At 41.6% G+C, this 24,074-nt stretch carries 23 protein-coding genes; 13 read left to right on the plus strand and 10 right to left on the minus strand.

From position 1 onward, the window contains the following. Positions 1-125: 125 nt before the first annotated feature. Positions 126-1,022 (minus strand): site-specific tyrosine recombinase XerD, encoded by an 897-nt coding sequence (gene xerD, locus ACXYMT_RS12065; RefSeq protein ID WP_459059352.1) that lies wholly within the window; start codon positions 1,020-1,022, stop codon positions 126-128. 111 nt (positions 1,023-1,133) lie between these two features. Between xerD and ACXYMT_RS12070 the strand changes: the two genes are divergently transcribed. The 7 genes from ACXYMT_RS12070 to ACXYMT_RS12100 all read left to right on the plus strand — a co-directional run bounded on the left by ACXYMT_RS12070 (position 1,134) and on the right by ACXYMT_RS12100 (position 7,114). Next, positions 1,134-1,730: a porin family protein gene (locus ACXYMT_RS12070; protein ID WP_459059353.1), complete on the plus strand. Its 597-nt coding sequence runs from the start codon at positions 1,134-1,136 to the stop codon at positions 1,728-1,730. Positions 1,731-1,912: 182 nt separating this feature from the next. After that, entirely contained in the window at positions 1,913-2,380 is a 468-nt protein-coding gene (locus ACXYMT_RS12075; protein WP_459059354.1) for a hypothetical protein, read from the plus strand. An 81-nt stretch (positions 2,381-2,461) separates the two neighbouring features. After that, the gene (gene aroQ / locus ACXYMT_RS12080; protein ID WP_459059355.1) at positions 2,462-2,881 is read left to right on the plus strand and encodes a type II 3-dehydroquinate dehydratase; all 420 of its coding nucleotides are present in this window, start codon (positions 2,462-2,464) and stop codon (positions 2,879-2,881) included. 117 nt (positions 2,882-2,998) lie between these two features. Continuing rightward, entirely contained in the window at positions 2,999-3,538 is a 540-nt protein-coding gene (locus ACXYMT_RS12085) for a porin family protein (RefSeq protein ID WP_459059356.1), read from the plus strand. 71 nt (positions 3,539-3,609) lie between these two features. Continuing rightward, positions 3,610-4,335, plus strand: coding sequence for a Dph6-related ATP pyrophosphatase (locus ACXYMT_RS12090; protein ID WP_459059357.1), 726 nt, complete (start codon positions 3,610-3,612; stop codon positions 4,333-4,335). Between the two features lie 130 nt (positions 4,336-4,465). After that, positions 4,466-5,584, plus strand: a complete 1,119-nt coding sequence (locus ACXYMT_RS12095) for a vWA domain-containing protein (protein WP_459059358.1) — start codon at positions 4,466-4,468, stop codon at positions 5,582-5,584. Positions 5,585-5,638: 54 nt separating this feature from the next. After that, a complete protein-coding gene (locus ACXYMT_RS12100; protein WP_459059359.1) occupies positions 5,639-7,114 on the plus strand; it encodes an AAA family ATPase in 1,476 nt (491 codons plus the stop codon). Positions 7,115-7,482: 368 nt separating this feature from the next. Here ACXYMT_RS12100 and lpdA read toward each other — a convergent pair whose 3' ends face one another. From lpdA to ACXYMT_RS12125, 5 genes are all read right to left on the minus strand, one after another. After that, complete coding sequence (gene lpdA / locus ACXYMT_RS12105) at positions 7,483-8,874, minus strand: dihydrolipoyl dehydrogenase (RefSeq protein ID WP_459059360.1); 1,392 nt, start codon at positions 8,872-8,874, stop codon at positions 7,483-7,485. Positions 8,875-9,049: 175 nt separating this feature from the next. Next, positions 9,050-9,547: a collagen-like protein gene (locus ACXYMT_RS12110; RefSeq protein ID WP_459059361.1), complete on the minus strand. Its 498-nt coding sequence runs from the start codon at positions 9,545-9,547 to the stop codon at positions 9,050-9,052. A gap of 2 nt (positions 9,548-9,549) precedes the next feature. Beyond that, positions 9,550-9,954 carry a peptide-methionine (R)-S-oxide reductase MsrB gene (gene msrB / locus ACXYMT_RS12115; RefSeq protein ID WP_459059362.1) on the minus strand — a complete coding sequence of 135 codons (405 nt, stop codon included), beginning with the start codon at positions 9,952-9,954 and terminating at the stop codon, positions 9,550-9,552. Between the two features lie 82 nt (positions 9,955-10,036). Next, complete coding sequence (msrB, locus tag ACXYMT_RS12120; protein ID WP_459059363.1) at positions 10,037-10,513, minus strand: peptide-methionine (R)-S-oxide reductase MsrB; 477 nt, start codon at positions 10,511-10,513, stop codon at positions 10,037-10,039. Positions 10,514-10,540: 27 nt separating this feature from the next. Then, the gene (locus ACXYMT_RS12125; protein ID WP_459059364.1) at positions 10,541-11,410 is read right to left on the minus strand and encodes an alpha/beta hydrolase; all 870 of its coding nucleotides are present in this window, start codon (positions 11,408-11,410) and stop codon (positions 10,541-10,543) included. A 150-nt stretch (positions 11,411-11,560) separates the two neighbouring features. Here ACXYMT_RS12125 and ACXYMT_RS12130 point away from each other — a divergent pair, with 150 nt between their 5' ends. Then, complete coding sequence (locus ACXYMT_RS12130) at positions 11,561-12,385, plus strand: M48 family metallopeptidase (protein WP_459059365.1); 825 nt, start codon at positions 11,561-11,563, stop codon at positions 12,383-12,385. Positions 12,386-12,449: 64 nt separating this feature from the next. Next, positions 12,450-13,790: an MFS transporter gene (locus tag ACXYMT_RS12135; protein ID WP_459059366.1), complete on the plus strand. Its 1,341-nt coding sequence runs from the start codon at positions 12,450-12,452 to the stop codon at positions 13,788-13,790. Between the two features lie 60 nt (positions 13,791-13,850). On the opposite strand, the gene ACXYMT_RS12140 is transcribed toward ACXYMT_RS12135, so the two are convergent. From ACXYMT_RS12140 to ACXYMT_RS12155, 4 genes are read right to left on the minus strand one after another with little or no spacing between them, the layout of a single operon-like run. After that, the gene (locus tag ACXYMT_RS12140; RefSeq protein ID WP_459059367.1) at positions 13,851-14,585 is read right to left on the minus strand and encodes a head GIN domain-containing protein; all 735 of its coding nucleotides are present in this window, start codon (positions 14,583-14,585) and stop codon (positions 13,851-13,853) included. 33 nt (positions 14,586-14,618) lie between these two features. Continuing rightward, positions 14,619-15,713: a hypothetical protein gene (locus ACXYMT_RS12145; protein WP_459059368.1), complete on the minus strand. Its 1,095-nt coding sequence runs from the start codon at positions 15,711-15,713 to the stop codon at positions 14,619-14,621. Next, a complete protein-coding gene (locus ACXYMT_RS12150) occupies positions 15,694-16,257 on the minus strand; it encodes a DUF4179 domain-containing protein (protein WP_459059369.1) in 564 nt (187 codons plus the stop codon). The genes ACXYMT_RS12145 and ACXYMT_RS12150 overlap by 20 nt, the downstream gene beginning before the upstream one ends. Next, complete coding sequence (locus tag ACXYMT_RS12155; protein ID WP_459059370.1) at positions 16,247-16,807, minus strand: RNA polymerase sigma factor; 561 nt, start codon at positions 16,805-16,807, stop codon at positions 16,247-16,249. Before ACXYMT_RS12155 ends, ACXYMT_RS12150 begins: the two co-directional genes overlap by 11 nt. A gap of 219 nt (positions 16,808-17,026) precedes the next feature. On the opposite strand from ACXYMT_RS12155, the gene lon reads away from it, so the two are divergent. From lon to ACXYMT_RS12175, 4 genes are all read left to right on the plus strand, one after another. After that, entirely contained in the window at positions 17,027-19,477 is a 2,451-nt protein-coding gene (gene lon, locus ACXYMT_RS12160) for an endopeptidase La (protein WP_459059371.1), read from the plus strand. Positions 19,478-19,630: 153 nt separating this feature from the next. Then, a complete protein-coding gene (gene cmk, locus ACXYMT_RS12165; RefSeq protein WP_459059372.1) occupies positions 19,631-20,323 on the plus strand; it encodes a (d)CMP kinase in 693 nt (230 codons plus the stop codon). Between the two features lie 640 nt (positions 20,324-20,963). Then, positions 20,964-22,823, plus strand: a complete 1,860-nt coding sequence (gene rpsA / locus ACXYMT_RS12170) for a 30S ribosomal protein S1 (RefSeq protein WP_459059373.1) — start codon at positions 20,964-20,966, stop codon at positions 22,821-22,823. A gap of 153 nt (positions 22,824-22,976) precedes the next feature. Then, complete coding sequence (locus tag ACXYMT_RS12175; RefSeq protein WP_459059374.1) at positions 22,977-23,972, plus strand: NADP-dependent oxidoreductase; 996 nt, start codon at positions 22,977-22,979, stop codon at positions 23,970-23,972. Positions 23,973-24,074: the final 102 nt, after the last annotated feature.

The raw sequence follows: 24,074 nt of genomic DNA on the forward strand, positions 1-24,074 counted from the left end.
TATGAGCGCCAAATTCGGGCAGCAATTTCGTAGAAAGTGAGATCCAATTTCCTATTTTCCTGTCCTTAGTTTTTGTCCCGGTTAACGGAATCCTAACCCTTAGTCATTAATCCTTAAACCTTTGCTTATCTTCTTGGATGAAAGTCTTCCATTACTTTTCTAAGGTGTGATCGATCCAGGTGAACGTAGATCTCTGTGGTGGTGATACTCTCATGTCCGAGCATTTGCTGAATCGCCCGTAGATCTGCGCCGTTTTCAAGCAGATGGGTGGCAAATGAATGCCTGAAGGTATGCGGACTTATCTTTTTCTTCAGTCCTATGGCAGTCGCCAGTTGCCTAATGATAGTAAAGATCATAGCGCGGGTAAGTTTCTTACCTCTTCTGTTCAGAAATAGTGTATCCTCATGCCCTTTTTGGATATCCTGATGGTTCCTTACATGTTCTCTATAGAGTTCAATGTATTTCTGGGTTGTATCGGCAATAGGCACGAACCTGGACTTACTTCCTTTTCCGGTTACTTTTATGAAACCTTCCTGGAAGAATAGATCACTTAGACGCAGGTCAACCAATTCAGACACGCGTAATCCACAACTGTAGAGGGTTTCTAGAATTGCACGGTTTCTTTCTCCTTCAGGTTTGCCGAGATCTATTGCGCCTATCAATTGATCGATTTCTGAAGTAGAAAGAGTATCCGGAAGTTTGCGTCCAATTTTTGGAGAATCGATGAGCTCCAATGGATTTGTCTTGCGGTAATCTTCAAAAACAAGATAGTTGAAGAATCCGCGTAATCCGGAGATGATCCGTGACTGGGAACGGGCATTGACTTTTTTAGCAAGATCATAAATAAATTGCTGCACTTCCTCTTCAGAAATGGAAAGAGGGGAAGCGTTGATTTGGTTCGTTTCTAACCAGTTTGTCAACTTTTCAACATCAAGAGAATAATTCTCAATGGTATTGGCAGCCAATCCTCTTTCGATCTTGAGGTAATCGCGGTAATCTTTAATGGAATTCTTCCAATTCACAGCCTAAAGATAGCAGGTTAACGGCAGTATTTACCACTAATTTAATACAATGTGAGAATTTTCTTAACATTTTGCCTCCTACATTTGTCGCAACATTTAAAAATTAAAATTATGAAAAAGTCGATTTTATTTATTGCAGCAATGATAATGAGTACAACATTTGTAGCTGCGCAGGAGTACGTATATTTTGGAGCTAAAGGAGGTTTGAACTTTTCCACATTTTCTGGAGACGGGTTCTCCGATTTTGATGAAGACTCCAAAGCCCGTACTGCATATCACCTGGGTTTGTTGGCTGAAATTCCATTGTCTGATCGATTTTCTCTTCAGCCAGAGGTGCTTTACTCTGCACAGGGTTATGATATCACTGAATTAGATAACGCAGAGGACATTGAATTTCAATTAGATTATGTGACTGTTCCCGTTTTAGCTAAGTTTTATGTGGTGAATGGCTTTAGTCTTGAAGCCGGACCTCAGTTCGGTTTTCTTGTGAAGAACGAAATTGACAGTGGAGACGGAAGCATCACCCTGGATGAGGATAATTACAATAATTTTGATCTTAGCTTAGGATTGGGAGCATCCTTTAAGTTTAATAAGTTTTTCATCTATGGGCGATATAATGCCGGGATGACCGACATTTATGAAGCTGACGGATTGGAGATCGATGCCAAGAACTCGGTGATACAGGCAGGGGTAGGACTATTATTTTAGGTCATACTAAACATTCAAAAAGGGCAGTAAAAACTGCCCTTTTTTTATGGCGTAGTTTTTTGAAATTGAAGATGCGCAAAGAGGTCGGTGTAATCTTCTTACTACAAAAAAGTTTTCTCTCCCCGTCAACAGTAAAATGTAAATGTCTAATTTAGTGATAGATAACTCTAAATAATTCAGTTATGAAAAAATTACTACTCTTAATTGTTTTCCTGATAGGCGGAGTAACTTCTGCGCATGCACAGGGAGATCTTAGATTGGGCATCAATGCGGGTGTTCCTGTGGGAGATGCTGCAAATTACTCCAGCTTCAATGCCGGTGCCGATGTCGCTTTTCTTATGGGTTTTGGAGATGTATTCCAGGTTGGTCCCATGGTAGGATATAGCCATTTCTTTGGTGAGGATGGTGTCGACGATTTTCAGTTCCTTCCCATTGCCGCTACTGCCCGCTTTGGCCTTGCTGCGCTGGAACTGGGATTAGATCTTGGATACGGACTCGGAATTTCTGATGATCTTGATGGCGGATTCTATTATCGTCCAAAAGTGGGATTTAGTCTCTTCGGCCTTGGTTTAATAGGCTCCTATACAGGATTTAGTAATGACGGTGATAATATTTCTTCTGTAAATCTTGGTCTGGAATTTAGACTTTAGGTGAATTTTATAAGGAAGTAAAATCTTTTTAGGTAAAACGGAAACTTCGGTTTCCGTTTTTTTATTTTTTACATTTACTTCATGAAAATACTGATCATTAACGGACCCAATCTTAATATGCTGGGAAAAAGAGAACCCGGTACTTACGGCAACCAAAACTTCGAAAGTTATTTTGAGCAATTGAAAGAAAAATTTACGGAGGTGGAACTGGAATATTACCAGTCAAATATTGAAGGGGAAATTATTGACCGGCTTCAGTCTGCCGATGAAACCTTTGACGGAATCGTTCTCAATGCTGCCGCCTACACCCATACCTCTGTAGGAATAGGAGATGCTGTTAAAGCAATAAGTACACCTGTTGTTGAGGTTCATATTTCAAATACCGCTGCCCGTGAGGAATTTCGCCATAAATCATTTATTGCGGCAAACGCGAAGGGTGTGATTCTTGGCTTCGGATTGTTGAGCTATGAACTGGCTGTTTCCAGTTTATTAGCGCAATAATTACTGATTTTTAGCTCTTTAGCGTTAAAAAGGACCTTTTCGTCCAAATATTAACACACTTTTATTCAACCTTAGGTTTTTTTAAGATATTAGTATTCTAAACCTAAACTTTTTATTATGAAAAAATTACTTTTTGTAGTTGTTTTGTTATTCTCAGGGGCAATGACTGCTCAAACTCTAAACTTTGGAGCTAAGGCAGGTGTTAACTTCGCAACTTTAAGTGGTGATGATGTTGACGACGCGGATTCCAGAACCGGATTTCACCTGGGGTTAATAGGTGAAATCATGTTAACAGATCGTTTTGCTGTACAACCTGAAGTCCTTTATTCTGCACAGGGTGCAGAGGGGGATGGTGCAACCTGGAAATTAGATTATGTGGCTGTTCCTGTAATGGCTAAATATTTTGTAACAAATGGTCTTTCATTAGAGGCAGGTCCTCAATTTTCTTTCAATACCACCTCAGAGGTTGAGGGTGAAGGAGAGACTGTAGATATTGATGCAGAGTCTATGGATATAGGACTGGGTCTTGGACTTGGATATCAGTTTATGCAAAGCATTTTTGTTCAGGCTCGTTACAATATGGGATTCTCTGATGTTGTAGAAGATTTAGATGCTAAAAACAGTGTTTTCCAACTTTCTTTAGGGTATAAATTCTAACTCATAATTTTATACTGGAAAGCGGAAGCCATAGTTTCCGCTTTTTTTTGTTTTTTATTTACCTTCGGAGGATGAAAAAAGCCTTTCTAAACTGGAGTTCAGGAAAAGATGCTGCCTATGCCTTATTTCTTTTACAGCAGGAAAATGAATATACAGTTGATTCCCTGGTAACTACTGTCAATTCCAGGATCGACCGGGTTTCCATGCACGGATTAAGAACCCGGCTACTTGAACAACAGGCAGAAAGTATTGGTATCCCGCTTCATAAGATCTCCCTGGATGGAAATGTTTCTATGACCCAATATAACAAGATCATGGAAAAGGAAACAGGAAAACTTAAAGCCGAAGGTTTCAGTCATAGTGTCTTCGGAGATATTTTCCTTGAAGATCTCAGAGAATACCGGGAGCAACAGCTTCAAAAAGCCGGTTTGGAAACTGTCTTTCCGCTTTGGAAGAAGGATACACTTAAATTAATGGAAAATTTTATTGCTGCCGGTTTTAAAGCAATTACTGTAAGTGTGAATGCAAAGTTGCTCGACAAATCCTTCTGCGGAAGAGAACTTGACGCCAGGTTTCTAGAGGATCTTCCGGAAGAGGTCGATCCGGCAGGGGAAAATGGGGAATTTCACAGCTTCGTATTTGATGGTCCTATTTTCTCGAGACCAATTACTTTCCAAAAAGGGGAAATTGTAGAACGCATTTTTGAACCCGCTCGAGATAAAGATGACAATTGTTTTAAAGAAGAACCTGCCAATTGGGATACCCGTTTTTACTACTGTGATTTACTTCCGCTTTAGATTTTTTAATATTTCGAATGGCAAATCTCACTTCTAAGATCTGAGAGGTGATATTTAAAATCTATTTCTTATTAACATAAATTTATTTCACTCCCTTGCGCAATATCATTCCTAACAAGTAAATTGGAACATGGAAAGGCATAATGTGAGAAAAGGGTTTGTATTTAAAAGATTTGAGGCTGAAAATATTCCGCCTTTTGACAAACTCTTCGAGATCTTTAAAGAGTTGATCACCCATACTTCAGGGGATTTTGATGAGGCTATAGACTGGCTCAGGCAACTTGACAAGGAATATAAACTTACCGACGAGAACTACACTATTGATGATTTTATAGAAGACCTAAAGAAAAAAGGATATATAAGAGAAGAGATCGAAGGTGGTGGAGGTATTGCTATTACAGCCAAGACCGAAAGGGCGATCCGCCAGCAGGCATTGAACCAGATCTTCGGAAAATTGCGCAAGAGCCGGTCGGGAAACCACAGTACCAAACAAGTTGGGTTGGGAGATGAACACACAGGGGAATTCCGAAGCTACAATTTTGGAGATTCTCTTGACAAGATCTCCATGACAGAATCCCTGCGCAATGCGCAGATACAGCATGGGGCAGATGATTTTCGAATGACAGAAGATGATCTGGTGGTTGAGGAGACGCATCACAAGAGTCAGATGAGCACGGTACTGATGATCGATATCAGTCACAGTATGATCTTGTATGGGGAAGACAGGATCACCCCGGCAAAAAAGGTGGCTATGGCCCTCGCAGAACTCATCACTACCCGCTATCCAAAAGATACATTGGACATCCTTGTCTTTGGGAATGATGCCTGGAGGATCTCTATTGGAGATCTTCCTTACCTGCAGGTTGGTCCTTACCACACCAACACGGTTGCAGGTCTTGAGCTGGCGATGGACTTGCTGCGACGCAAACGAAACACCAATAAACAGATCTTCATGATCACCGACGGGAAACCGAGTTGCCTTAGGGAACGTGATGGAAATTACTACCAGAACAGTGTAGGACTGGACCCTTACATTGTTGAGAAATGTTATAATGCTGCCAGCCAGGCCCGAAAGCTTCACATTCCTATCACAACATTTATGATCGCTCAGGATCCTTACCTGGAGCGGTTTGTGCGGGAATTTACTCAGGCAAATCAGGGTAAAGCCTTCTTCACCGGCTTGAAAGGTCTGGGAGAAATGATCTTTGAAGATTACGAGACCAACAGGAAGAAAAGAATAAAAGGATAAAATAATAAAGGTTCAAAAATGCCCTTTTTGGAACCTGATAATTTAAAGAGAGAAATGGAAATTCAGAAGCTTACTACCTTTGGAACACTAAAGGAATCTGGCTATAAGAGCAAAAGTATAAAGGACGAACTGCGTCAAAATCTATTGAAGAAGATAAAGAATGATGAATCTGCTTTTGAAGGCATACATGGCTATGAAAACACAGTAATTCCCGAATTGGAACGTGCTATTCTTTCAAAGCATAATATCAACTTCCTGGGGCTGCGTGGCCAGGCTAAGACCAGGCTGGCAAGAATGATGGTGAACCTGCTGGATATGTGGATCCCAATAGTCGAGGGTTCAGAAATTAATGATGATCCTTTTCATCCTATTTCCCGCTATTCAAAAGAACTTTTGAAGGAAAGAGGAGACAACACTCCCATTTCATGGGTGCACAGAAGTGATCGTTTCTTTGAAAAGCTGGCAACTCCCGATGTTACTGTGGCCGATATCATTGGTGACGTTGATCCCATAAAAGCTGCGAACCTGAAACTGAGTTATGCCGATGATCGCGTAATTCACTACGGGATGATCCCACGGGCTAACAGGAGTATCTTTGTGATCAACGAGCTTCCCGATCTACAGGCCCGCATTCAGGTGGCGCTGTTCAATATTCTTCAGGAGGGAGATATCCAGATCCGCGGATTTAAGTTGCGGCTTCCTTTGGATATGCAGTTCATCTTCACTGCAAATCCCCAAGATTACACCAACCGCGGAAGTATAGTAACTCCGCTGAAAGATCGAATAGGTTCACAGATCCTGACCCATTATCCAATGTCAGTGAAAACAGCCAGAACTATTACTCAGCAGGAAGCCAAACTTGATCCGGCGCAGAGTGAAATGGTTCACGTGCCCGAACTTGCAAAGGATCTTCTGGAACAAATAAGTTTCGAAGCCCGCGACCATGAGTACATTGATTCCCGAAGCGGGATCAGTGCCCGGTTAAGTATTACTGCTTATGAAAATCTATTAAGTACAGCTGAAAGGAGAGGTGTCAAAAATGGGGAAAATAAGACGCTCTTAAGACTGGGAGATTTTCTTGGAGTGATCCCTTCCATAACCGGAAAAATTGAACTCGTTTACGAAGGAGAGCAGGAGGGAAGCGCGGCAGTTGCTATGGAGTTAATAGGAGAGGCTGTAAAAACCCTTTTTCCAACCATGTTTCCAAAAATTGAAAAACTATCCAAGCCCGATGCTGAAGACCCTTATGCCGAAATTGTTGAGTGGTTCTTTTCTGAAAGCGGTTTCGAGCTTTTGGACGAGATTAGCGACAAAGAATACCGAAACGCTCTGGAATCTATACCTGCACTGGATAATCTCATTGACAAATACCAGCCAAAAGTGCCAAAAGAAGACCGCTATTTTCTAAAGGAATTTATTCTTTGGGGACTGGTGGAATACAAGAGGCTGAACAAATTCCGCTTTGCCGAAGGTATGCAGTTCAAGGATATGTATGGAAGCTATATAGAAGGATTAAGGAATAATGAATAAGGATCAATGATTGAATATTTTATATTGAATATTTGATATTGAAGCTCCAAATTCCAAGCTTCAGATTCCCAGCACAATTTAATTGTCGTCAGTTTGAGTTTTTTTATTTGCTGCGTTAGAGGCGAAGAAAAAAGTATCGGGAACAGAGGCTATAGAAATATTTCAAATTCAAAGCTTCAGATTCCAGGTGCAAATTTCTATTTGTGAGCTACTGCGGCAATTTAGTAATTCCCACCCCACCCTTCGGGCACCCCTCCGAGGGAGGGGGAAATATTATGAATAAAAAAACCTTCGGAGAATTTTCCGAAGGTTTTTACTTTTAGTCCAGGCTCTAGACTCTAATTTCTAGTTTCTAGTTTCTAAATGATCTACAGGTGTATCACTTCCCCATATGCATCGGCTACAGCTTCCATCACGGCTTCACTCATTGTTGGGTGAGGGTGGATGGCTTTTAGCACTTCATGTCCTGTAGTTTCCAGTTTACGACCAAGAACAGCTTCAGCGATCATATCGGTCACGCCGGCACCAATCATGTGGCAGCCAAGCCATTCTCCGTACTTCGCGTCGAAGATCACTTTTACAAATCCGTCGGGAGTACCGGCAGCTTTTGCTTTTCCGGAAGCTGAGAACGGGAATTTTCCTATCTTCAGTTCATATCCTGCTTCTTTAGCTTGCTTTTCGGTCATCCCGACAGAAGCAATTTCAGGAGAAGCGTAAGTACATCCCGGGATGTTTCCGTAGTCGATTGGCTCTACATGCATTCCCTTGATCTTCTCTACACAGGTGATCCCTTCCGCAGAAGCAACGTGAGCAAGAGCAGGGCCTGCAACCACATCTCCAATCGCGTAGATTCCCTTCACATTTGTTTCGTAGTATTGACTCACCACGATCTTATCTTTGTCGGTCTTGATTCCTAATTCTTCAAGACCAATATTTTCAAGATTTGACTTGATACCAACAGCTGAAAGTACAACTTCGGCTTCAAGAGTTTCCTCTCCTTTCTTGGTCTTAACCCTGGCTTTAACCACATTGCCTGAGGTATCCACACTTTCTACAGAAGAGCTGGTCATCACCTTAATTCCTGCTTTTTTGAAGCTGCGCTCAAATTGTTTAGATACTTCTTCGTCCTCAAGAGGCACCAGGTTTGGAAGGAACTCCACAATAGTCACATCTGTTCCCATTGTCTTGTAGAAATGAGCGAACTCAACCCCAATAGCTCCCGATCCTACTACAATCATAGATTTAGGCTGCTTCTCAAGGTTCATTGCCTGGCGGTAACCAATAACTTTCTTCCCATCCTGTGGCAGGTTAGGTAGCTCTCTAGAACGGGCTCCTGTAGCAATGATAATATGATCTGCAGAATATTCAGATTTCTTGTTGTCCTTATCTGTAACTTCAATTTTCTTTCCTTGCTTCAGTTTTCCGAATCCATAGATCACGTCGATCTTGTTCTTCTTCATAAGGAACTGAACACCTTTGCTCATGCCTTCCGCCACATTTCGGCTTCGTTTGATCACTGCGCCAAAATCTTTTTCAGCTTTATCCACTTTTAAACCATAATCAGCGGCATGGTTAAGGTATTCAAAAACCTGTGCACTTTTAAGAAGGGCCTTAGTAGGGATACAACCCCAGTTAAGACATACACCACCCAAACTTTCTTTTTCTATAACAGCGGTCTTAAAACCTAATTGTGATGCACGAATGGCAGTCACGTAGCCTCCTGGACCACTTCCTAAAACTATAACGTCGTATTTACTCATTATTCGGAATTTTATGTAACTGAATTTAAGACAGCGAATTTACGCAAATTAACCTTAAACAGAAAGGAATTGAAATTAGGAAATCCTTCAGAACTTCAACTTTTTAGGAGGTTTAAAAATAAAAATTCCTTTCCCCATAGCGGAAAAAGGAATTTTTTATCGAGCCTCAAAATATTTATTCTATGGCGTGCATTACGGCTTCATAATTTGAAACATCTACTCCGCTGTCAAGAGCAAAGTCTGAAGGGACTACAACAAACCTAAAGAACTGGTTCTGTGTAAAAGCACCGTCTAATGTGGAGAGATCATAATTCCCATCGATTAAAAGCTCAATATCAACTGCAGTATAATTAAAGACGTACTGAATTATTCCCTCTTCTAAAAAGTAGTTTTGTGGGATCATACTCCAGGTTTCAGTTCCATCAATAACTTCCCGGCGGTAGACCAGAATGGCATCTGATGCCAGTACTTCGATCTCGGCAGGAATATCTACAACTGTGGCATAGAAATTACCGTCGGCAAAATATTGAAAATCTACATCTTCAAATTCAAAGGTTTGCCCTACGATGTTCACTCCCGGTTCGCCCGGAGGTCCCTGAGGTCCCGGCTCATCACTGGAGCAGGAGGTAAGGCTAAAAGCTATAAAAGCGAATAATAAGGATATTTTTTTCATAATTATTTGGATTTAGATTCAAATTCTATACTTGCCGAATTTACGCAGTAGCGTTGTCCGGTTTCGGTAGGACCGTCATCAAAGACATGGCCCAGGTGACCACCACAATTTGAACAAAGAATCTCGGTGCGTATCATGCCAAAGTTCCTGTCCTGCACATATTCTACAGCACCTTCTACGGCATCATCAAAACTTGGCCATCCACAATTGCTTCTGAATTTTTGATCGCTTTCAAAGATCTTTGCCCCACAGGCAGCGCAGTGATACTCTCCTTCCTGGAAGTGCATATTATACTTGCCCGAATGTGGCGCTTCAGTGCCTTTTTCGCGGAGTATGCGGTATTGTTCATCAGATAATTGCTTTCGCCAATCAGATTCTGAACGTTCAACTGGATATTTCTTGACCATGTTTTATTCTTTCTTTTAAATATAAAAAATAGGCTTTGTTGGTTGTCTTAAACTATTGGTAAACTTTGACAGAACAGCTTGTCTACTCTGCATTTGCCGGTATAAAATTTAAAGCAACACCATTTATACAATGTCTTTTTCCGGTGGTATTTCGTGGTCCATCATTGAATCTGTGTCCCAGGTGTCCGCCGCAATTAGCACAAAGAACTTCCAGTGCAGCATAACCGTCGGGTTTGTAATCTACTCTTTCTTCTGAAATGGGACGGTCAAAACTGGGCCAGCCGGTTCCGCTTTCAAATTTATCTTTTGTTCTGTATAATTCATTCCCGCAGGCAGCACAAACAAAAGTTCCGGGTTGATTAACACGGTTGAGTTTACTGGAAAATGCCCTCTCTGTTCCCTTTTTGCGAAGCACCTGAAATTCCGCCGGATTCAGTTCAGCTTTCCACTCGGCTTCAGATTTAGAAACAGGGTATGTTTTTGCCTTTTTTGAATCCTGAGCAGAACTGTTACAGCTCAGTAGAAAGAAGGAGAATATTAGGAGGAAAAGTCTTTTCATGATTCTTTTTCATAAAGGAATCAAGAATTATACCGAAAGGAATTCAACTATTTTGCGAATAACTTCGGAATTTCCTAAAATACGCCGATGGCCGAGGTCTTTTGTGATATAAAGTTCTGAGTTTTCAAGCTTTTCATGAATTTCATAAGCCGAACTTATATGGACGTCCACATCATGCTCATCATGCACTACGAGAGTAGGGATCTTTACACCTTCAGCAGAGACTGCTCCTGAAAGATTGTCCATGTCTGTTCCAAACTTCTTGTCAAAGTAGGCTTTCATCTTTGCGGCAACTTTGTCGTTCATCTTCATATTCCTGGCAAAATCCCGGGTAATTCGGGTAATACTATTTGCGGTGCCAATGATCACCAGTTTCTTTACAGGAAGTCCATCAGATACTGCTTTTAGGGAAGACATGCCGCCAAGGGAATGGCCAATAACTGCTTCAAACGGGCCGTGCCTTTGCTCAAGTACTTCAATGGCTTCAATGAAGTGTGGCATCATGCTCATTTTTCCTGGAGCTATTCCGTGGGCAGGGGCATCAAAGCTTACAACACTATAGCCCGCCTTGAGAAGTTCTTCAGCCATTACTGCCAGCTGGGTGCCACGGCCGCTCCAGCCATGGGCCAATAAGATCTTTTTAGAAGAGTTGCCGTAATGATAGACCACAATTTCCCGCTGGTGGTGCGGAAGGATCACCTGCTCCTGTCTACTCTCTTTATGCATTTTCTCTTCCCGCTTCGGAAGTTTGTACGAAAATGGGGTGAGGAATAGTTTGGCAGCAAACCTGCTGGCCAAAAATGGAGAAACAGCTGTGAGAATTTTTCCGGTGGCCAGAATGTGAGATGGAACCAATAATCTTTGGACCGGAGTCTTGTCTTTTTTTTGTTTTGTCATAAATAAGAAAGCCCGCAAGTTACGAATATGGATCCTTTTAAGGCAAAGCTTTTCGGGGGTTTTAAAAAGTGGCAGGTAATTTGTTAAACCTAATTTAAAGCTTCAAGTGGAGCGGGGTTGATTTAGTAACTTTAACAAAAACCATTTATTATGAAACTTAGACAAATTACTATAGTGGTTAGTTTTTTACTGCTTATGGCAGGATGTAAAACCAACCCTTTTACCGGAGAAAGAAATCTGAATTTTGTTTCTAATTCCCAGATCTTTCCCGCTGCTTTTCAACAGTATGAAGAAATTTTGCAACAAAATGAAGTGGTAGAAAACACTCAGGAGGCAAACATGATCAAAAATGTAGGCCGGGAAATCGCTGTTGCTGCCGAAAGGTACCTGGATGCCAATGGCTACCAGGGATATTTGGATGACTACCGGTGGGAATTTTCGCTTATAAAAGATGACGACCAGGTAAACGCCTGGGCGATGCCGGGTGGGAAGATTGCATTTTATACAGGTATAATGCCTATAGCACAGAATAAAACAGGAGTTGCGGCCATTATGGCCCATGAAGTAGCCCATGCGGTTGCAGATCATGGAGCGCAACGTATGAGCGCTGCCCAGCTGCAACAAGTAGGAGGAGCAGTGGTAGGTGCTGCTGTGGGTGGAAGGAGCGAAAGTACTCAGCAAATTATCTCGCAGGCTTACGGTTTAGGGACAACTGTTGGCGGAATGCTGCCATTTAGCCGAAGCCATGAAAGCGAAGCCGATAGAATTGGGCTAACGCTTATGGCTATTGCAGGATATGATCCTGCAGAGGCAGCAAATTTATGGAGAAGAATGGCCCAGGAAAGTGGCGGCCAGGCCCCACCTGAATTTTTAAGTACTCACCCCAATCCCCAAACCCGGATCAATAATATTGAAAAATGGGCTCCAGAGGCAAAGGCCGAGGCTCGTAAATATGGAGTAACATCCTTTCAATAAATAGTATTAAAAAAACAGTATTTTAGGAGCTGCCAATTTTGGCAGCTCTTTTAATTTTGGCTTTATGCAACAACTCCCCAAGGGAAGTAAAAAATTGCTTACCGCCTGGGCTTTTTACGACTGGGCAAATTCTGTTTACAGTCTCGTTATTGCATCGACTATTTTCCCAATATTTTATGCAGCCCTCACGGTAGTAAAAAATGAGGAAGGACAAGTGGTGCAGGATACGGTGCGGCTACTGGGCATTGATTTTAATAATGATTCCCTGATAAGTTATGTGACCGCCCTGGCCTTTTTAACCGTAGCAATAATAAGCCCGTTCCTTTCGGGAATTGCAGATTACGTGGGGAACAAAAAAAACTTCCTAAAATTTTTCTGTTATCTGGGTGCACTTTCCTGTATTGGCCTTTACTGGTTCTCGCTGGAGAACCTCTGGTTTGGGCTAAGCTGTTATTATCTGGCGCTCGTGGGCTTTTGGGCGAGCCTGGTGTTTTACAACTCCTATTTGCCAGATATTGCCTTTCCCGATCAACAGGATAAGGTGAGCGCAAAAGGCTTTTCTTTAGGGTATATTGGCAGTGTGATCTTACTTGTTCTATGTCTTCTCATGATCCTGAATCACGAATGGTTTGGATTTGAAAGTGAAGGGATGCCAACGAGGATCTCTTTTATCTTAACCGGGGTGTGGTGGATTGGCTTTAGCCAGGTTACCTATTATTATCTCCCAAAAGGAAATAAAAAGGAAAAACTTAGCAGAAATGTTCTTTTTAATGGCTTCCGGGAATTGAAAAGCATATGGAACTCTTTGAAACACAATCCCCAGTTGAAGAAGTATCTAACGGCCTTCTTTGTTTACAGCATGGCGGTCCAAACAGTAATGCTTATAGCAACATACTTCGGGATTGAAGAGGTGAACTGGACAGGGCAGGATGCCACCACAGGGTTAATAGTTAGTATTCTTTTGATCCAATTGGTAGCGGTTGCGGGAGCGACCATCACTTCAAGACTTTCAGCAAAAATTGGAAATATCCAGACGCTTATCCTGGTAAATATTCTTTGGATAGGCATATGTATCTATGCATTTTTTGTGAAGACGCCGATGCAGTTCTATATAGCGGCAGGATTTGTAGGTCTGGTCATGGGTGGAATCCAAACCTTATCCCGTTCTACCTATTCAAAAATGCTTCCTGAAGGTACACTTGATACTACCAGCTACTTCAGCTTTTATGATGTTTCAGAAAAAATAGGGATCGTGATAGGTATGCTGCTCTACGGAATGGTCACACAGATATTTGGAAGTATCAGGTTCTCGGTTTTGTTTCTTACCGCCTTCTTTATGATTGGAGTCTTCCTCCTGCTGAAGGTCCCCCGCACCGGAAAACTTCAGAAAAAACAAGCGGCCTAAAAACCTCATTTTTGACACCCTACGGGGAGAGGTTCTTAAGCCGCTTAGCTTATGATATTCCTAATTCTTGCTGATGGAGCCGGACCCCAAAGATCTGAAATCTTCTTTTTTAGGATTTCCCCGATACTCGATATCCCCTGAGCCCGGAGTACTTGCCTTAAGAGATTCTGAAGCATATACCTGGATGTCACCAGATCCTGTAACCATTGCTGAAACATGCTGACATTTAAAATCGAATGCACTGATGTCTCCCGAACCGGTCACCTTGCAGTCAAAATCTACAGAGCTCCCCGAAAGATCAATATCTCCCGATCCTGTGATGTTAGCTGAAGTACTTCTGGCCTCGAGTGGAAGCTTCACATTTCCGGAACCTGTGATGTTGATTTTAAAATTATCGGCTTTCACTACATCAGAGGACCTAATGTCTCCCGATCCTGTTAAACTCACTTTTTCAATATCGGTGAAGGGAACTGTAATGATGATATCATTGTTGCGGGAGGGTTTGAGGGAATATCCTTTTTCAACCGAAATCTTCAAGCTTCCACCATCTACTTCAGTTATGATATGTTCCTGAAGGTTTTCTTCCGCTTCAACCTTTAAATTACCTTCCTTTCCTCTCACGAGAATAACGTCCATGGAGCCGGTAAGGGCAACCGAATTATAATCAGAAACTGATCTTGTTTTGGTAATCATTTTCCCGTTACCGTCCACTTTTTTGGTTCCCTGCCACCATTGGGCCTGTGATATGGATATACATAAAAGCCCTATAAATAGAGTTGCAATGAAGTTTTTCATAATTAATAGTTTTATTGATTGATGTTATTGTTCTTAGTCGGTAAAGGATACACTGCCGTAGCTCGAATTCACCTTGATCTTACCACCTGTAGTGTTGCTGCGGTAGTAACCGGCGTAATAATTTTCGCTTCCGCTTTGGTTCCTCTTATTAATGGTAAAGGTATTATTGTCGATTCCATTTACTCCTCCATAGGAAGTATTGACTTCAAAACTGAACGGCGCCTCCCGGTCATAACCAATTTTAACACCAGTATAATCACTGTTAATATCAATATCCTTGAAACTGGGCATTAGCTTTTGGATCATTAAAGAGCCGTAATCCATACTTACCTGTACCGTACCATACACCAGGCCAAGCTTAATTCCAAGATAATCTCCCTGGCCTTTCATATTCTTTAGTCTTTCCACCTTAAGAGATCCATAGTCATTGTTAAAGCTAAGATTTTCAACCTTAATGATATTTGAGTCTGAATAATCTGCGCTGAGTTCTATAGTTCCTGCTTCATCAATGGTAAATTCAGAATAATCTGCAATGATCTTTGCTCTTTTTACATAACCGATACTACTGTTTCGGGTGTAATCAAAAGTTAATTTATTATTGTTGCCATGCAGTTCCCCGATCATTAGTTTTCCGTAGTCACAGGAGATCTCTGCATCACCGCGCAGTTTGTCAAGATTAATACTGCCATAGTCGTTAGAAAGGTCTACCCGGTTGGTCACAGGTGCTTTCACCCGGTAATTGATTTCCATGTTTACGTTGCTGCTACTTCCAAAGAGGCTTGACCAGAAGGAGTTGTTCTTATCTCTTTCCAGTAAAGTCCTTGCAGTAACTTGTCCGCTGGTTTGATTAAAGGCAACATCTATTTCCCGAAGACGTTTTTCCACTTTTTCTTCATCATTACCATTGGTGCGCACAAGTACTTCAATTTCTACACGATTTTCATCCCAGGTCACGATATCAATGTTTCCGTAGCTATTGGTGATCTTGAGCATATCGTTAGCAGAAACTTTGAATTCCTTTTTTACACGTTTTTGTTTGGTGTATCTTCCTTTGAAATCTCCTTCTGCACAGGCTACAGCCGGTACGAGGAAAAATAAGATCAAAGCTTTATATAATATTGTCTTCATGGTTGGTGTTTTTTAGGGTGTTTATATCATTTACTTTTTCAAGCACTGTTTTTAAGAGATCAATTCTTTTTTGAAAGTTGGTGATCATGGCGTAGATCACTCTTTTATCTTGTCCGCTTTTGCCAAGGTCCTTTTTCAAATTCTCATAATCGCTTTCAAGAATTTCCAGCTGGGTCAGGGCATCTTCTATTACGGCCTCGGTCTCGGGAGTTTTTTGGTCTTCTAAAGAAGCCAGCTCTGCTCTTATGACCGAGGAGTAGAATTCCTGGGTTTGCTTCATCTCCGGGGAAACATTAGCCAGTTCCTGTTCTGTTGAAAAAGGATTGGCAATTCCTCCCTGTATGAGCAGGAATGCTACAAGAAATGTTGCAGCAATTGCCATTACCGGTCCCCAGAGGGAAATTATCCCATTGTGGCGGGGCTTCTGTTTTTTGGACCGCTGTCTCAGTTTTTCTCTAAAGCGGTCTTCGTGATGAGGTGTTGGTTCGGCAATATCAAAATCCAGCCCCTCGAATAATTTTTCTAAGTCTTTATCAGCTTTCATAGCTCAGGAGTTTGGTGCGCAGGCTTTCTTTTGCCCTTGAAATGGTTGTTCTACAGTTCGCATAGGTAATATTGAGAATTTCACAGATCTCCTCATAATCATAACCTTCAATTAAATGAAGCGTGAGGGCGACCCGGTAATTCTCTTTTAGTTTTTCCATAGTTTTCAGGATCATTTTAACTTTAGGATCTTGATCTTCGTCCTCAATAGCTATTCCCGAGGAATCATCAGCCGCATGTCTAAATTGGTCATCATATTGGACTTCACTGTACCTGGTATACTTATTATACACTGCAATGCTGTGGTTCACTACGATCCTTTTGAGCCATGCGCCAAAAGTTGAGGTGCCTTCAAAAGTGTCCAACTTGTCAAAAGCCTTTAAAAAACACTCCTGAATAATATCCTCGGCTTCTGCTGAATCTTTTACAATACGCCATGCGATGTTGTACATAGCCTTGCTGTATTGCTTATAAATTTTCATTTGGGCCCGCTCGTCTCCGAGACGGCATTTCTCCAAAAGCTCGTCAATATGGGTGGTGGTTAGTGTCAAAATCTTAAAGCTTTATAGTAAAGATAGGATGGAAGGGAGATTGTTACAGTTTAGCAGAAATTTCTTTTAAAATTTTTTTCTGTACGTTGGCATAACAATTGAAATAATGCCATACAAATACACTTTAACCTTCTGTTTAACAGGCTAAGTAAAGGTAATAAAGTAACTTAGAAGATAAAGAATTAATAACTGCAGTGACAGTTTGACTTAAAAATAGATATGGGCAGAACAAAATTTACAAATCTTGACAGTCTGTCATTACAGGGAATAGATGAGGATGCAGAATTAATTCCCTTAATGACCCCCGAAGATGAAGAAGAAATAAATAAAGAAGACCTCCCGGAAGTATTACCCATTTTACCATTAAGAAATACGGTTTTATTCCCTGGAGTAGTAATACCTATTACCGCCGGTAGAGATGCTTCAATAAAATTGATTAATGAAGCTAATAACGATACCAAGGTGATAGGAGTGGTTTCTCAAATTGATGAGAAAGTAGAAAATCCTACAGCTAAGGATATCAATAAGATTGGAGTAGTGGCCAGGATCCTAAGGGTGCTTAAAATGCCCGATGGTAATACTACGGTAATTATCCAGGGTAAGAAGCGTTTTGAGGTTGATGAAGTGATTGAAGAAAAGCCATTTTTGAAGGCTAAGATCAATGAGGTTCCCGAAGCACGTCCTGCACAGGACAATGAAGAATTCGGAGCTATTATAGATTCTATTAAGGATCTGGCTTTGCAGATCATAAAGAACAGTCCTAATATTCCTTCGGAAGCTTCTTTTGCCATACAAAACATTGAAAGTCCATCATTCCTTGTAAACTTCGTGTCCTCCAATATGAATCTTTCTGTGGAGGAAAAGCAGAAATTACTTGAGACCAACGACCTTAAGGAACGTGCACTTTCTACCTTAAAATTCATGAATGTAGAGTACCATAAGCTGGAACTTAGAAATGATATCCAGAGCAAGGTACAGAGTGACATGAGTCAACAGCAGCGGGAATATTTCCTTCACCAGCAAATGAAGACCATCCAGGAAGAGCTGGGTGGTGTTTCTCATGAAGGGGAAGTCGAAGAGATGCGGGCCCGTGCGAAAAAGAAGAAGTGGCCGGAAAATATAAAGGAGCACTTCAATAAAGAACTTGCCAAGATGCAGCGGATGAATCCGCAGGTTGCAGAATATTCGATTCAGCGCAACTATCTTGATCTTTTCCTTGACCTTCCATGGGAAGAATTCAGCAAAGATAAATTTGATCTGAAGAGGGCCGAGCGCATTTTGAACAGAGATCACTACGGTCTGGAAGATGTGAAGGAGAGGATCATCGAATATCTGGCTGTTCTTAAGATTAGGAATGATATGAAGTCTCCTATCCTTTGTCTTTATGGACCTCCGGGAGTTGGTAAAACCAGCCTGGGAAGATCTATTGCTGAAGCTTTGGGAAGAGAGTATGTGCGTATTTCCCTTGGCGGGCTCCGTGATGAAGCGGAAATTAGAGGGCATAGAAAAACATATATTGGTGCTATGCCGGGACGAATTATTCAGTCCCTAAAAAAGGCAGGTACGAGTAATCCTGTTTTTGTGCTGGATGAGATAGACAAATTGAGCGTGGGTCATAGCGGTGATCCATCTTCAGCATTACTGGAAGTGTTGGATCCTGAACAGAACAGTGAATTCCATGATAATTTCCTTGAAATGCCATTCGATCTTTCAAAGGTAATGTTCATTGCTACTGCAAATAATCTTGGCCCTATTCAACCTGCTTTAAGGGACAGGATGGAGATCATCAATGTTACCGGATATACTATTGAAGAGAAAGTTGAGATCGCCAGACAACATTTGCTTCCAAAGCAATTAAAAGAACATGGTCTTACCAAGGAAAACCTGAAGATAGGGAAGAAGCAACTTGAAAAAATAGTTGAAGGTTATACCCGCGAGTCGGGAGTACGAAGTCTTGAGAAGCAGATCGCCAAAATGGTGCGACATGCAGCCAAGAATATTGCCATGGAGGAGGATTACAATATCAAGGTCAAAGATTCAGATATTCTCGATGTACTGGGAAGCCCTAAACTGGAGCGTGATAAATACGAGGACAATGAGACAGCTGGTGTTGTTACCGGTCTTGCCTGGACGCAGGTTGGTGGTGATATTCTTTTTATAGAATCTATACTTTCCAAAGGGAAAGGATCTCTCAATATTACCGGGAACCTTGGTAAGGTGATGAAAGAATCGGCTACCATTGCCCTGGAATATATTAAAGGTAACGCCGAAGACCTGGGAATTGATCCAGAAGTAATGGAAAAATATAATGTGCACATTCACGTGCCCGAGGGGGCTACTCCAAAAGATGGTCCAAGCGCAGGGATTACTATGCTTACTTCTCTTGTGTCCCTTTTCACGCAGCGTAAAGTGAAGAAAAGTATAGCCATGACTGGGGAGATCACATTGCGTGGAAAAGTGTTGCCGGTAGGCGGGATCAAAGAAAAGATTCTTGCAGCAAAGAGAGCACATGTAAAGGAGATCATTCTTTGTGAAGAGAATCGTAGAGATATAGAGGATATTAAGGATGAATATCTTAAAGGTCTTACTTTTCACTACGTTAAAGAGATGTCCCAGGTGCTCGACCTGGCAATCCTGAAGGAGAAAGTAAAAAATCCTAAAAAATTATAGAAACAAAGAAAGCTCCGGGATTCCCGGAGCTTTTTTGGTTTAAGCAGGTTTTCCTTTCAAACCTGCTTTAAATGCTTAATTTTGCAGGAGTGCCGGAAATGGCATTTTTGACACCTTTTATTTCCGGCTGTCTTAGCCGAAGAAGCACACTCTATGAATAAAAAGATCACCATTGCGATTGACGGATTCTCATCAACAGGTAAAAGTACGGTAGCCAAACAGCTTGCGAGGGAGCTGGGTTACGTTTATGTAGATACCGGGGCCATGTATCGTGCGGTGACCCTCTATGCTCTTCGGAAAAAGTTTATATCAGAAAACAATTTCGACACCCCTGCATTGATTAACGATCTTCCTCTAATTAAGCTGAAGTTCATCTTTAATCCTCAAGTAGGTTTTGGAGAAATGTACCTCAATGACGAGAAAGTGGAGAAGGAGATCCGGCAGATGGAAGTTTCACAGTACGTGAGCAAAGTTGCTGCAGTGCCCCAAGTGAGGGAAATGCTGGTGGCTCAACAGCAGGAAATGGGTAAAGAAAAAGGGATCGTTATGGATGGTCGTGATATTGGAACCGTCGTATTCCCCGATGCCGAACTTAAGATCTTTATGACCGCAAGCGCCCAGGAACGCGCTCAGCGTCGCTTTAAAGAATTAAGCGAAAGGGGAGAAGAAGTTACCTATAAAGAAGTGCTGGAAAATGTGGAGGAAAGAGACCTTTTAGACACCACAAGAAAAGATTCTCCACTAGTAAAAGCCGAAGACGCCCAGGAAATCGACAACTCCCACCTGACTTTAGAAGGACAATTCGAAAAGATCCTGGAGTTGTACAATGCTACAATTAGCAGTTAGCAATTATCAAGCACCAAATTCCAGGCACCATATTCCAACTTTCTCAAATGTCACCTCAAGCCCTTCGGCTATCGCTCAGGACAGGCTTGTTGGGAGGTTCTTGTAAGTCCAAATTAGAGGCATTTACCCGCCGAAGCCAAAGCTCAGGAGGGTCCAATTCCAACTGCTTAATATGAGATTTGTTGATTTGAAGATGAGAAACTACTTTAATTCAGAGACTATTCTCCTGTCCCATAGGGACAACCTATAGGTAGAAAAAGACCAGCCCCACCAAAATGTCCAGTAGGGACAACATATCGGTTTAGAACGACGCCCACCCGCAAATAACACGTATCGTAGAGACGAAAGATTTCAGGAATGTTGTTTTAAATAAGATCTTTCGAGATTCTTGGCAAATGAAATCCGGTGTTGGAAAGGCTCCTGTCTGCCAAAATTTCTCATCTCAAATCTCACATCTCATATCTACGGGATAATTGCTAATTGACCATTGTTAATTGTAAAAAATAGTTGTATTTTTGCGCTCCTTTTAGCAATAAGTCGGAGGACTAAAAGGGTTGAAAATCAATATTATAAACGCTTCTGTGTTCTTTTATTGTAAATATCTTCCGGAAGAATACAGGATACAAATTAATTATCAGCAATGGCTGAAGAAACAAAAAATCAAGAAGTTCAGGGTTCTGAAAACGCTGAAATTCAACCTGTAGCAGGTATGGATGCACAATCTCAACCTGATGCAGAAGTTCAGCAACAAGATCCTGAGCAATTCTTAAAGGAATTCAACTGGCACAACTACGAAGAAGGAATTGATCCTATCGACGATCAAAAGCTGGAAGAATTTGAGAAGCTTGTAGCAGAAAATTTCGTTGACACTTTACATGATGAAGTTGTTACCGGAAAAGTGATCAACATTACAGATCGTGATGCGATCATCGACATCAATGCAAAAAGTGAAGGTGTAATTTCTCTTAACGAGTTCCGTTACAACCCGGATCTTAAAGTAGGTGATGAAGTTGAGGTATTGATCGATGTTCGTGAAGATGCTACAGGACAGTTGATCCTTTCTCACCGTAAGGCTCGTGTGATCAAAGCATGGGATCGTGTGAACAAAGCACATGATGAAGGTCTTATCGTGAATGGATACGTGAAGTGCCGCACAAAAGGTGGTATGATCGTAGACGTATTTGGTATTGAAGCTTTCCTTCCAGGTTCACAAATTGATGTGAAACCAATTAGGGATTACGATGCATACGTAGGTAAAACAATGGAATTCAAAGTGGTTAAGATCAACCACGAATTCAAGAACGTTGTTGTATCTCACAAAGCGCTTATCGAAGCAGATATCGAAGAGCAGAAAAAAGAAATCATCGGGCAGCTTGAAAAAGGTCAGGTACTTGAAGGTACTGTTAAGAACATCACTTCTTACGGTGTATTCGTTGACCTTGGAGGTGTTGATGGACTTATCCACATCACAGACCTTAGCTGGTCTAGAATCAACCATCCAAATGAGATCGTTGAGCTTGATCAAAAACTGAATGTTGTTATCCTTGACTTTGATGAGGCTAAAACAAGAATTCAGTTAGGTCTTAAGCAGCTTAGCAAACACCCATGGGAAGCTCTTGACGAGAACCTTAAAGTTGGTGATAAAGTAAAAGGTAAGGTAGTTGTGATCGCAGATTACGGTGCATTTATCGAAGTTGCTGAAGGTGTTGAAGGTCTTATCCACGTTTCTGAAATGTCATGGAGTACTCACCTGCGCTCAGCTCAGGACTTCGTGAACGTTGGAGATGAGGTTGAGGCACAGATCCTTACTTTAGATCGTGAAGACAGAAAAATGTCTCTTGGTATCAAGCAATTGACTCCAGACCCATGGACTGACATCACTTCTAAGTACCCTGTAGGTTCAAGACACACAGGTATTGTTCGTAACTTCACTAACTTCGGAGTGTTCGTAGAACTTGAAGAAGGAATTGACGGGCTTATCTATATCTCAGACCTTTCATGGACTAAGAAGATCAAGCACCCTTCAGAATTTACTAACGTAGGTGACAAACTTGACGTTGTAGTTCTTGAATTAGATGTTGAAGGTCGTAAATTGAGCCTTGGACACAAACAAACAGAAGCTAACCCTTGGGATAAATATGAAACTGAATTCGCTGTAGGTACTACCCACACAGCTGCAATTACAGAGATCGTAGACAAAGGTGCAACTGTAGACTTTAATGAAGATATCACTGCATTCGTACCGCAACGTCACCTTGAAAAAGAAGACGGAAGCAAATTGAAGCAGGGAGAATCTGGAGAATTCCAGATCATTGAATTCAATAAAGAATTCAAGAGAGTGGTAGCATCACACACTGCTATCCACAAGGAAGAAGAGGCTCAGATCGTTAAGCAGGCTCAGAAAAAAGCTGCTCAGCAACAAGCCCAGAACAACACCACTATGGGTGATGTGAACGCAGAACTTCAAGCGTTGAAAGATAAAATGGAAGGGAAGAAATAATCCCTGAAGTTTTCAGATAATGAAAACCTCCTTAGGCAACTAAGGAGGTTTTTTTGTGCCTGTTTCTTAACAGTAAACCTCTACTCATATTAATTGCCCTCTCCTGCTTGCATGAAAACTCAATAAAAACTATCTTCATACAAACCAACCAAAATGAGCCAAACAATACTATTCAAGAACCGCCCCGCCGGTAAACCATCTAAGTCTGATTTCGAACTCGTACATGAAGACGATCCGGTACCGGGAGAAGGGGAGGTCCTTTTAAAGTCACATTATATTTCTGTAGATCCTTATCTCCGCGGAAGAATGCGGAATGAAGAATCCTATATCCCGCCTTTTAAATTAAATGAGCCAGTGGAATCTATGGTAGTTGCTGAAGTGGTAGAATCAAATAACCCAAATTTCCAGTCCGGGGAATTCGTTTCCGGAATGCTGAAATGGAAGGAACTTCAGGTTTCTTCCGGCACAGGCTTGAACAGGGTAGATCGAGACCTAGCACCCTTACCGGCATTTTTGGGAGTTTTAGGCCTTACCGGCTTGACTGCATATTTAGCTCTGGATAAGATCGGAAATTTAAAACCCGGTGAGACCCTGGTGGTGTCGGGTGCGGCCGGTGCTGTGGGAAGTATTGCGGGACAGATAGGGAAGTTACAGGGCTGTATGGTCGTGGGTATTGCCGGTAGTGATGAGAAGGTTGAGAAAATCGAGGAAGATCTTGGCCTTGACAGAGGTATAAATTACAATACCGAAGAAGATATGGCCCATGCCCTGCGCAGGATTTGTACTGATGGGGTAGATGTATATTTCGACAATGTTGGAGGTGAAATGCTGGATGCTGTACTGCAGAATATAAACAAAGATGCACGCATAATTAATTGTGGTGCTATTTCCTTATATAATGAAACCGAAATACCTACAGGACCCCGTCCCGAAGGTATCCTGATCAAGAAAACGGCTTTAATGCAAGGCTTTCTCATAAGAGATCACGCCAAAGATTTTGGTAGAGCCTTAAGACAATTAGGAGCCTGGCTGCAAGATGGAAGTCTTATTTACGAAGAAACAATTGTAGAAGGCTTTGAAAAACTCCCTGAAGCCTTTATAGGGCTTTTTGAAGGAAGGAACGTGGGAAAAATGGTGGTGAAAGTCTAAAGGTCACAGTTTTAAAGTTCAAGGTCCTACGGTTGTAAAGTTTTTCTATTCAGAAATAGAAAATTCGATGTTTCTGGTTTTAAAAGGATATTAGGATCAAAA

This window comes from Salinimicrobium sp. CAU 1759 (assembly GCF_054482715.1).

What these genes read in the sequence shown, in the direction of transcription:
- cmk (WP_459059372.1), top strand. Translation starts at nt 19,631, where the DNA reads ATGAATAAAAAGATCACCATTGCGATTGACGGATTCTCATCAACAGGT.
- ACXYMT_RS12135 (WP_459059366.1), top strand. Translation starts at nt 12,450, where the DNA reads ATGCAACAACTCCCCAAGGGAAGTAAAAAATTGCTTACCGCCTGGGCT.
- ACXYMT_RS12075 (WP_459059354.1), top strand. Translation starts at nt 1,913, where the DNA reads ATGAAAAAATTACTACTCTTAATTGTTTTCCTGATAGGCGGAGTAACT.
- lpdA (WP_459059360.1), bottom strand. Translation starts at nt 8,874, where the DNA reads ATGAGTAAATACGACGTTATAGTTTTAGGAAGTGGTCCAGGAGGCTAC.
- ACXYMT_RS12125 (WP_459059364.1), bottom strand. Translation starts at nt 11,410, where the DNA reads ATGACAAAACAAAAAAAAGACAAGACTCCGGTCCAAAGATTATTGGTT.
- lon (WP_459059371.1), top strand. Translation starts at nt 17,027, where the DNA reads ATGGGCAGAACAAAATTTACAAATCTTGACAGTCTGTCATTACAGGGA.
- msrB (WP_459059363.1), bottom strand. Translation starts at nt 10,513, where the DNA reads ATGAAAAGACTTTTCCTCCTAATATTCTCCTTCTTTCTACTGAGCTGT.
- ACXYMT_RS12145 (WP_459059368.1), bottom strand. Translation starts at nt 15,713, where the DNA reads ATGAAGACAATATTATATAAAGCTTTGATCTTATTTTTCCTCGTACCG.
- ACXYMT_RS12070 (WP_459059353.1), top strand. Translation starts at nt 1,134, where the DNA reads ATGAAAAAGTCGATTTTATTTATTGCAGCAATGATAATGAGTACAACA.
- msrB (WP_459059362.1), bottom strand. Translation starts at nt 9,954, where the DNA reads ATGGTCAAGAAATATCCAGTTGAACGTTCAGAATCTGATTGGCGAAAG.
- aroQ (WP_459059355.1), top strand. Translation starts at nt 2,462, where the DNA reads ATGAAAATACTGATCATTAACGGACCCAATCTTAATATGCTGGGAAAA.
- ACXYMT_RS12100 (WP_459059359.1), top strand. Translation starts at nt 5,639, where the DNA reads ATGGAAATTCAGAAGCTTACTACCTTTGGAACACTAAAGGAATCTGGC.
- ACXYMT_RS12140 (WP_459059367.1), bottom strand. Translation starts at nt 14,585, where the DNA reads ATGAAAAACTTCATTGCAACTCTATTTATAGGGCTTTTATGTATATCC.
- rpsA (WP_459059373.1), top strand. Translation starts at nt 20,964, where the DNA reads ATGGCTGAAGAAACAAAAAATCAAGAAGTTCAGGGTTCTGAAAACGCT.
- ACXYMT_RS12130 (WP_459059365.1), top strand. Translation starts at nt 11,561, where the DNA reads ATGAAACTTAGACAAATTACTATAGTGGTTAGTTTTTTACTGCTTATG.
- ACXYMT_RS12175 (WP_459059374.1), top strand. Translation starts at nt 22,977, where the DNA reads ATGAGCCAAACAATACTATTCAAGAACCGCCCCGCCGGTAAACCATCT.
- ACXYMT_RS12110 (WP_459059361.1), bottom strand. Translation starts at nt 9,547, where the DNA reads ATGAAAAAAATATCCTTATTATTCGCTTTTATAGCTTTTAGCCTTACC.
- ACXYMT_RS12095 (WP_459059358.1), top strand. Translation starts at nt 4,466, where the DNA reads ATGGAAAGGCATAATGTGAGAAAAGGGTTTGTATTTAAAAGATTTGAG.
- ACXYMT_RS12085 (WP_459059356.1), top strand. Translation starts at nt 2,999, where the DNA reads ATGAAAAAATTACTTTTTGTAGTTGTTTTGTTATTCTCAGGGGCAATG.
- ACXYMT_RS12150 (WP_459059369.1), bottom strand. Translation starts at nt 16,257, where the DNA reads ATGAAAGCTGATAAAGACTTAGAAAAATTATTCGAGGGGCTGGATTTT.
- ACXYMT_RS12090 (WP_459059357.1), top strand. Translation starts at nt 3,610, where the DNA reads ATGAAAAAAGCCTTTCTAAACTGGAGTTCAGGAAAAGATGCTGCCTAT.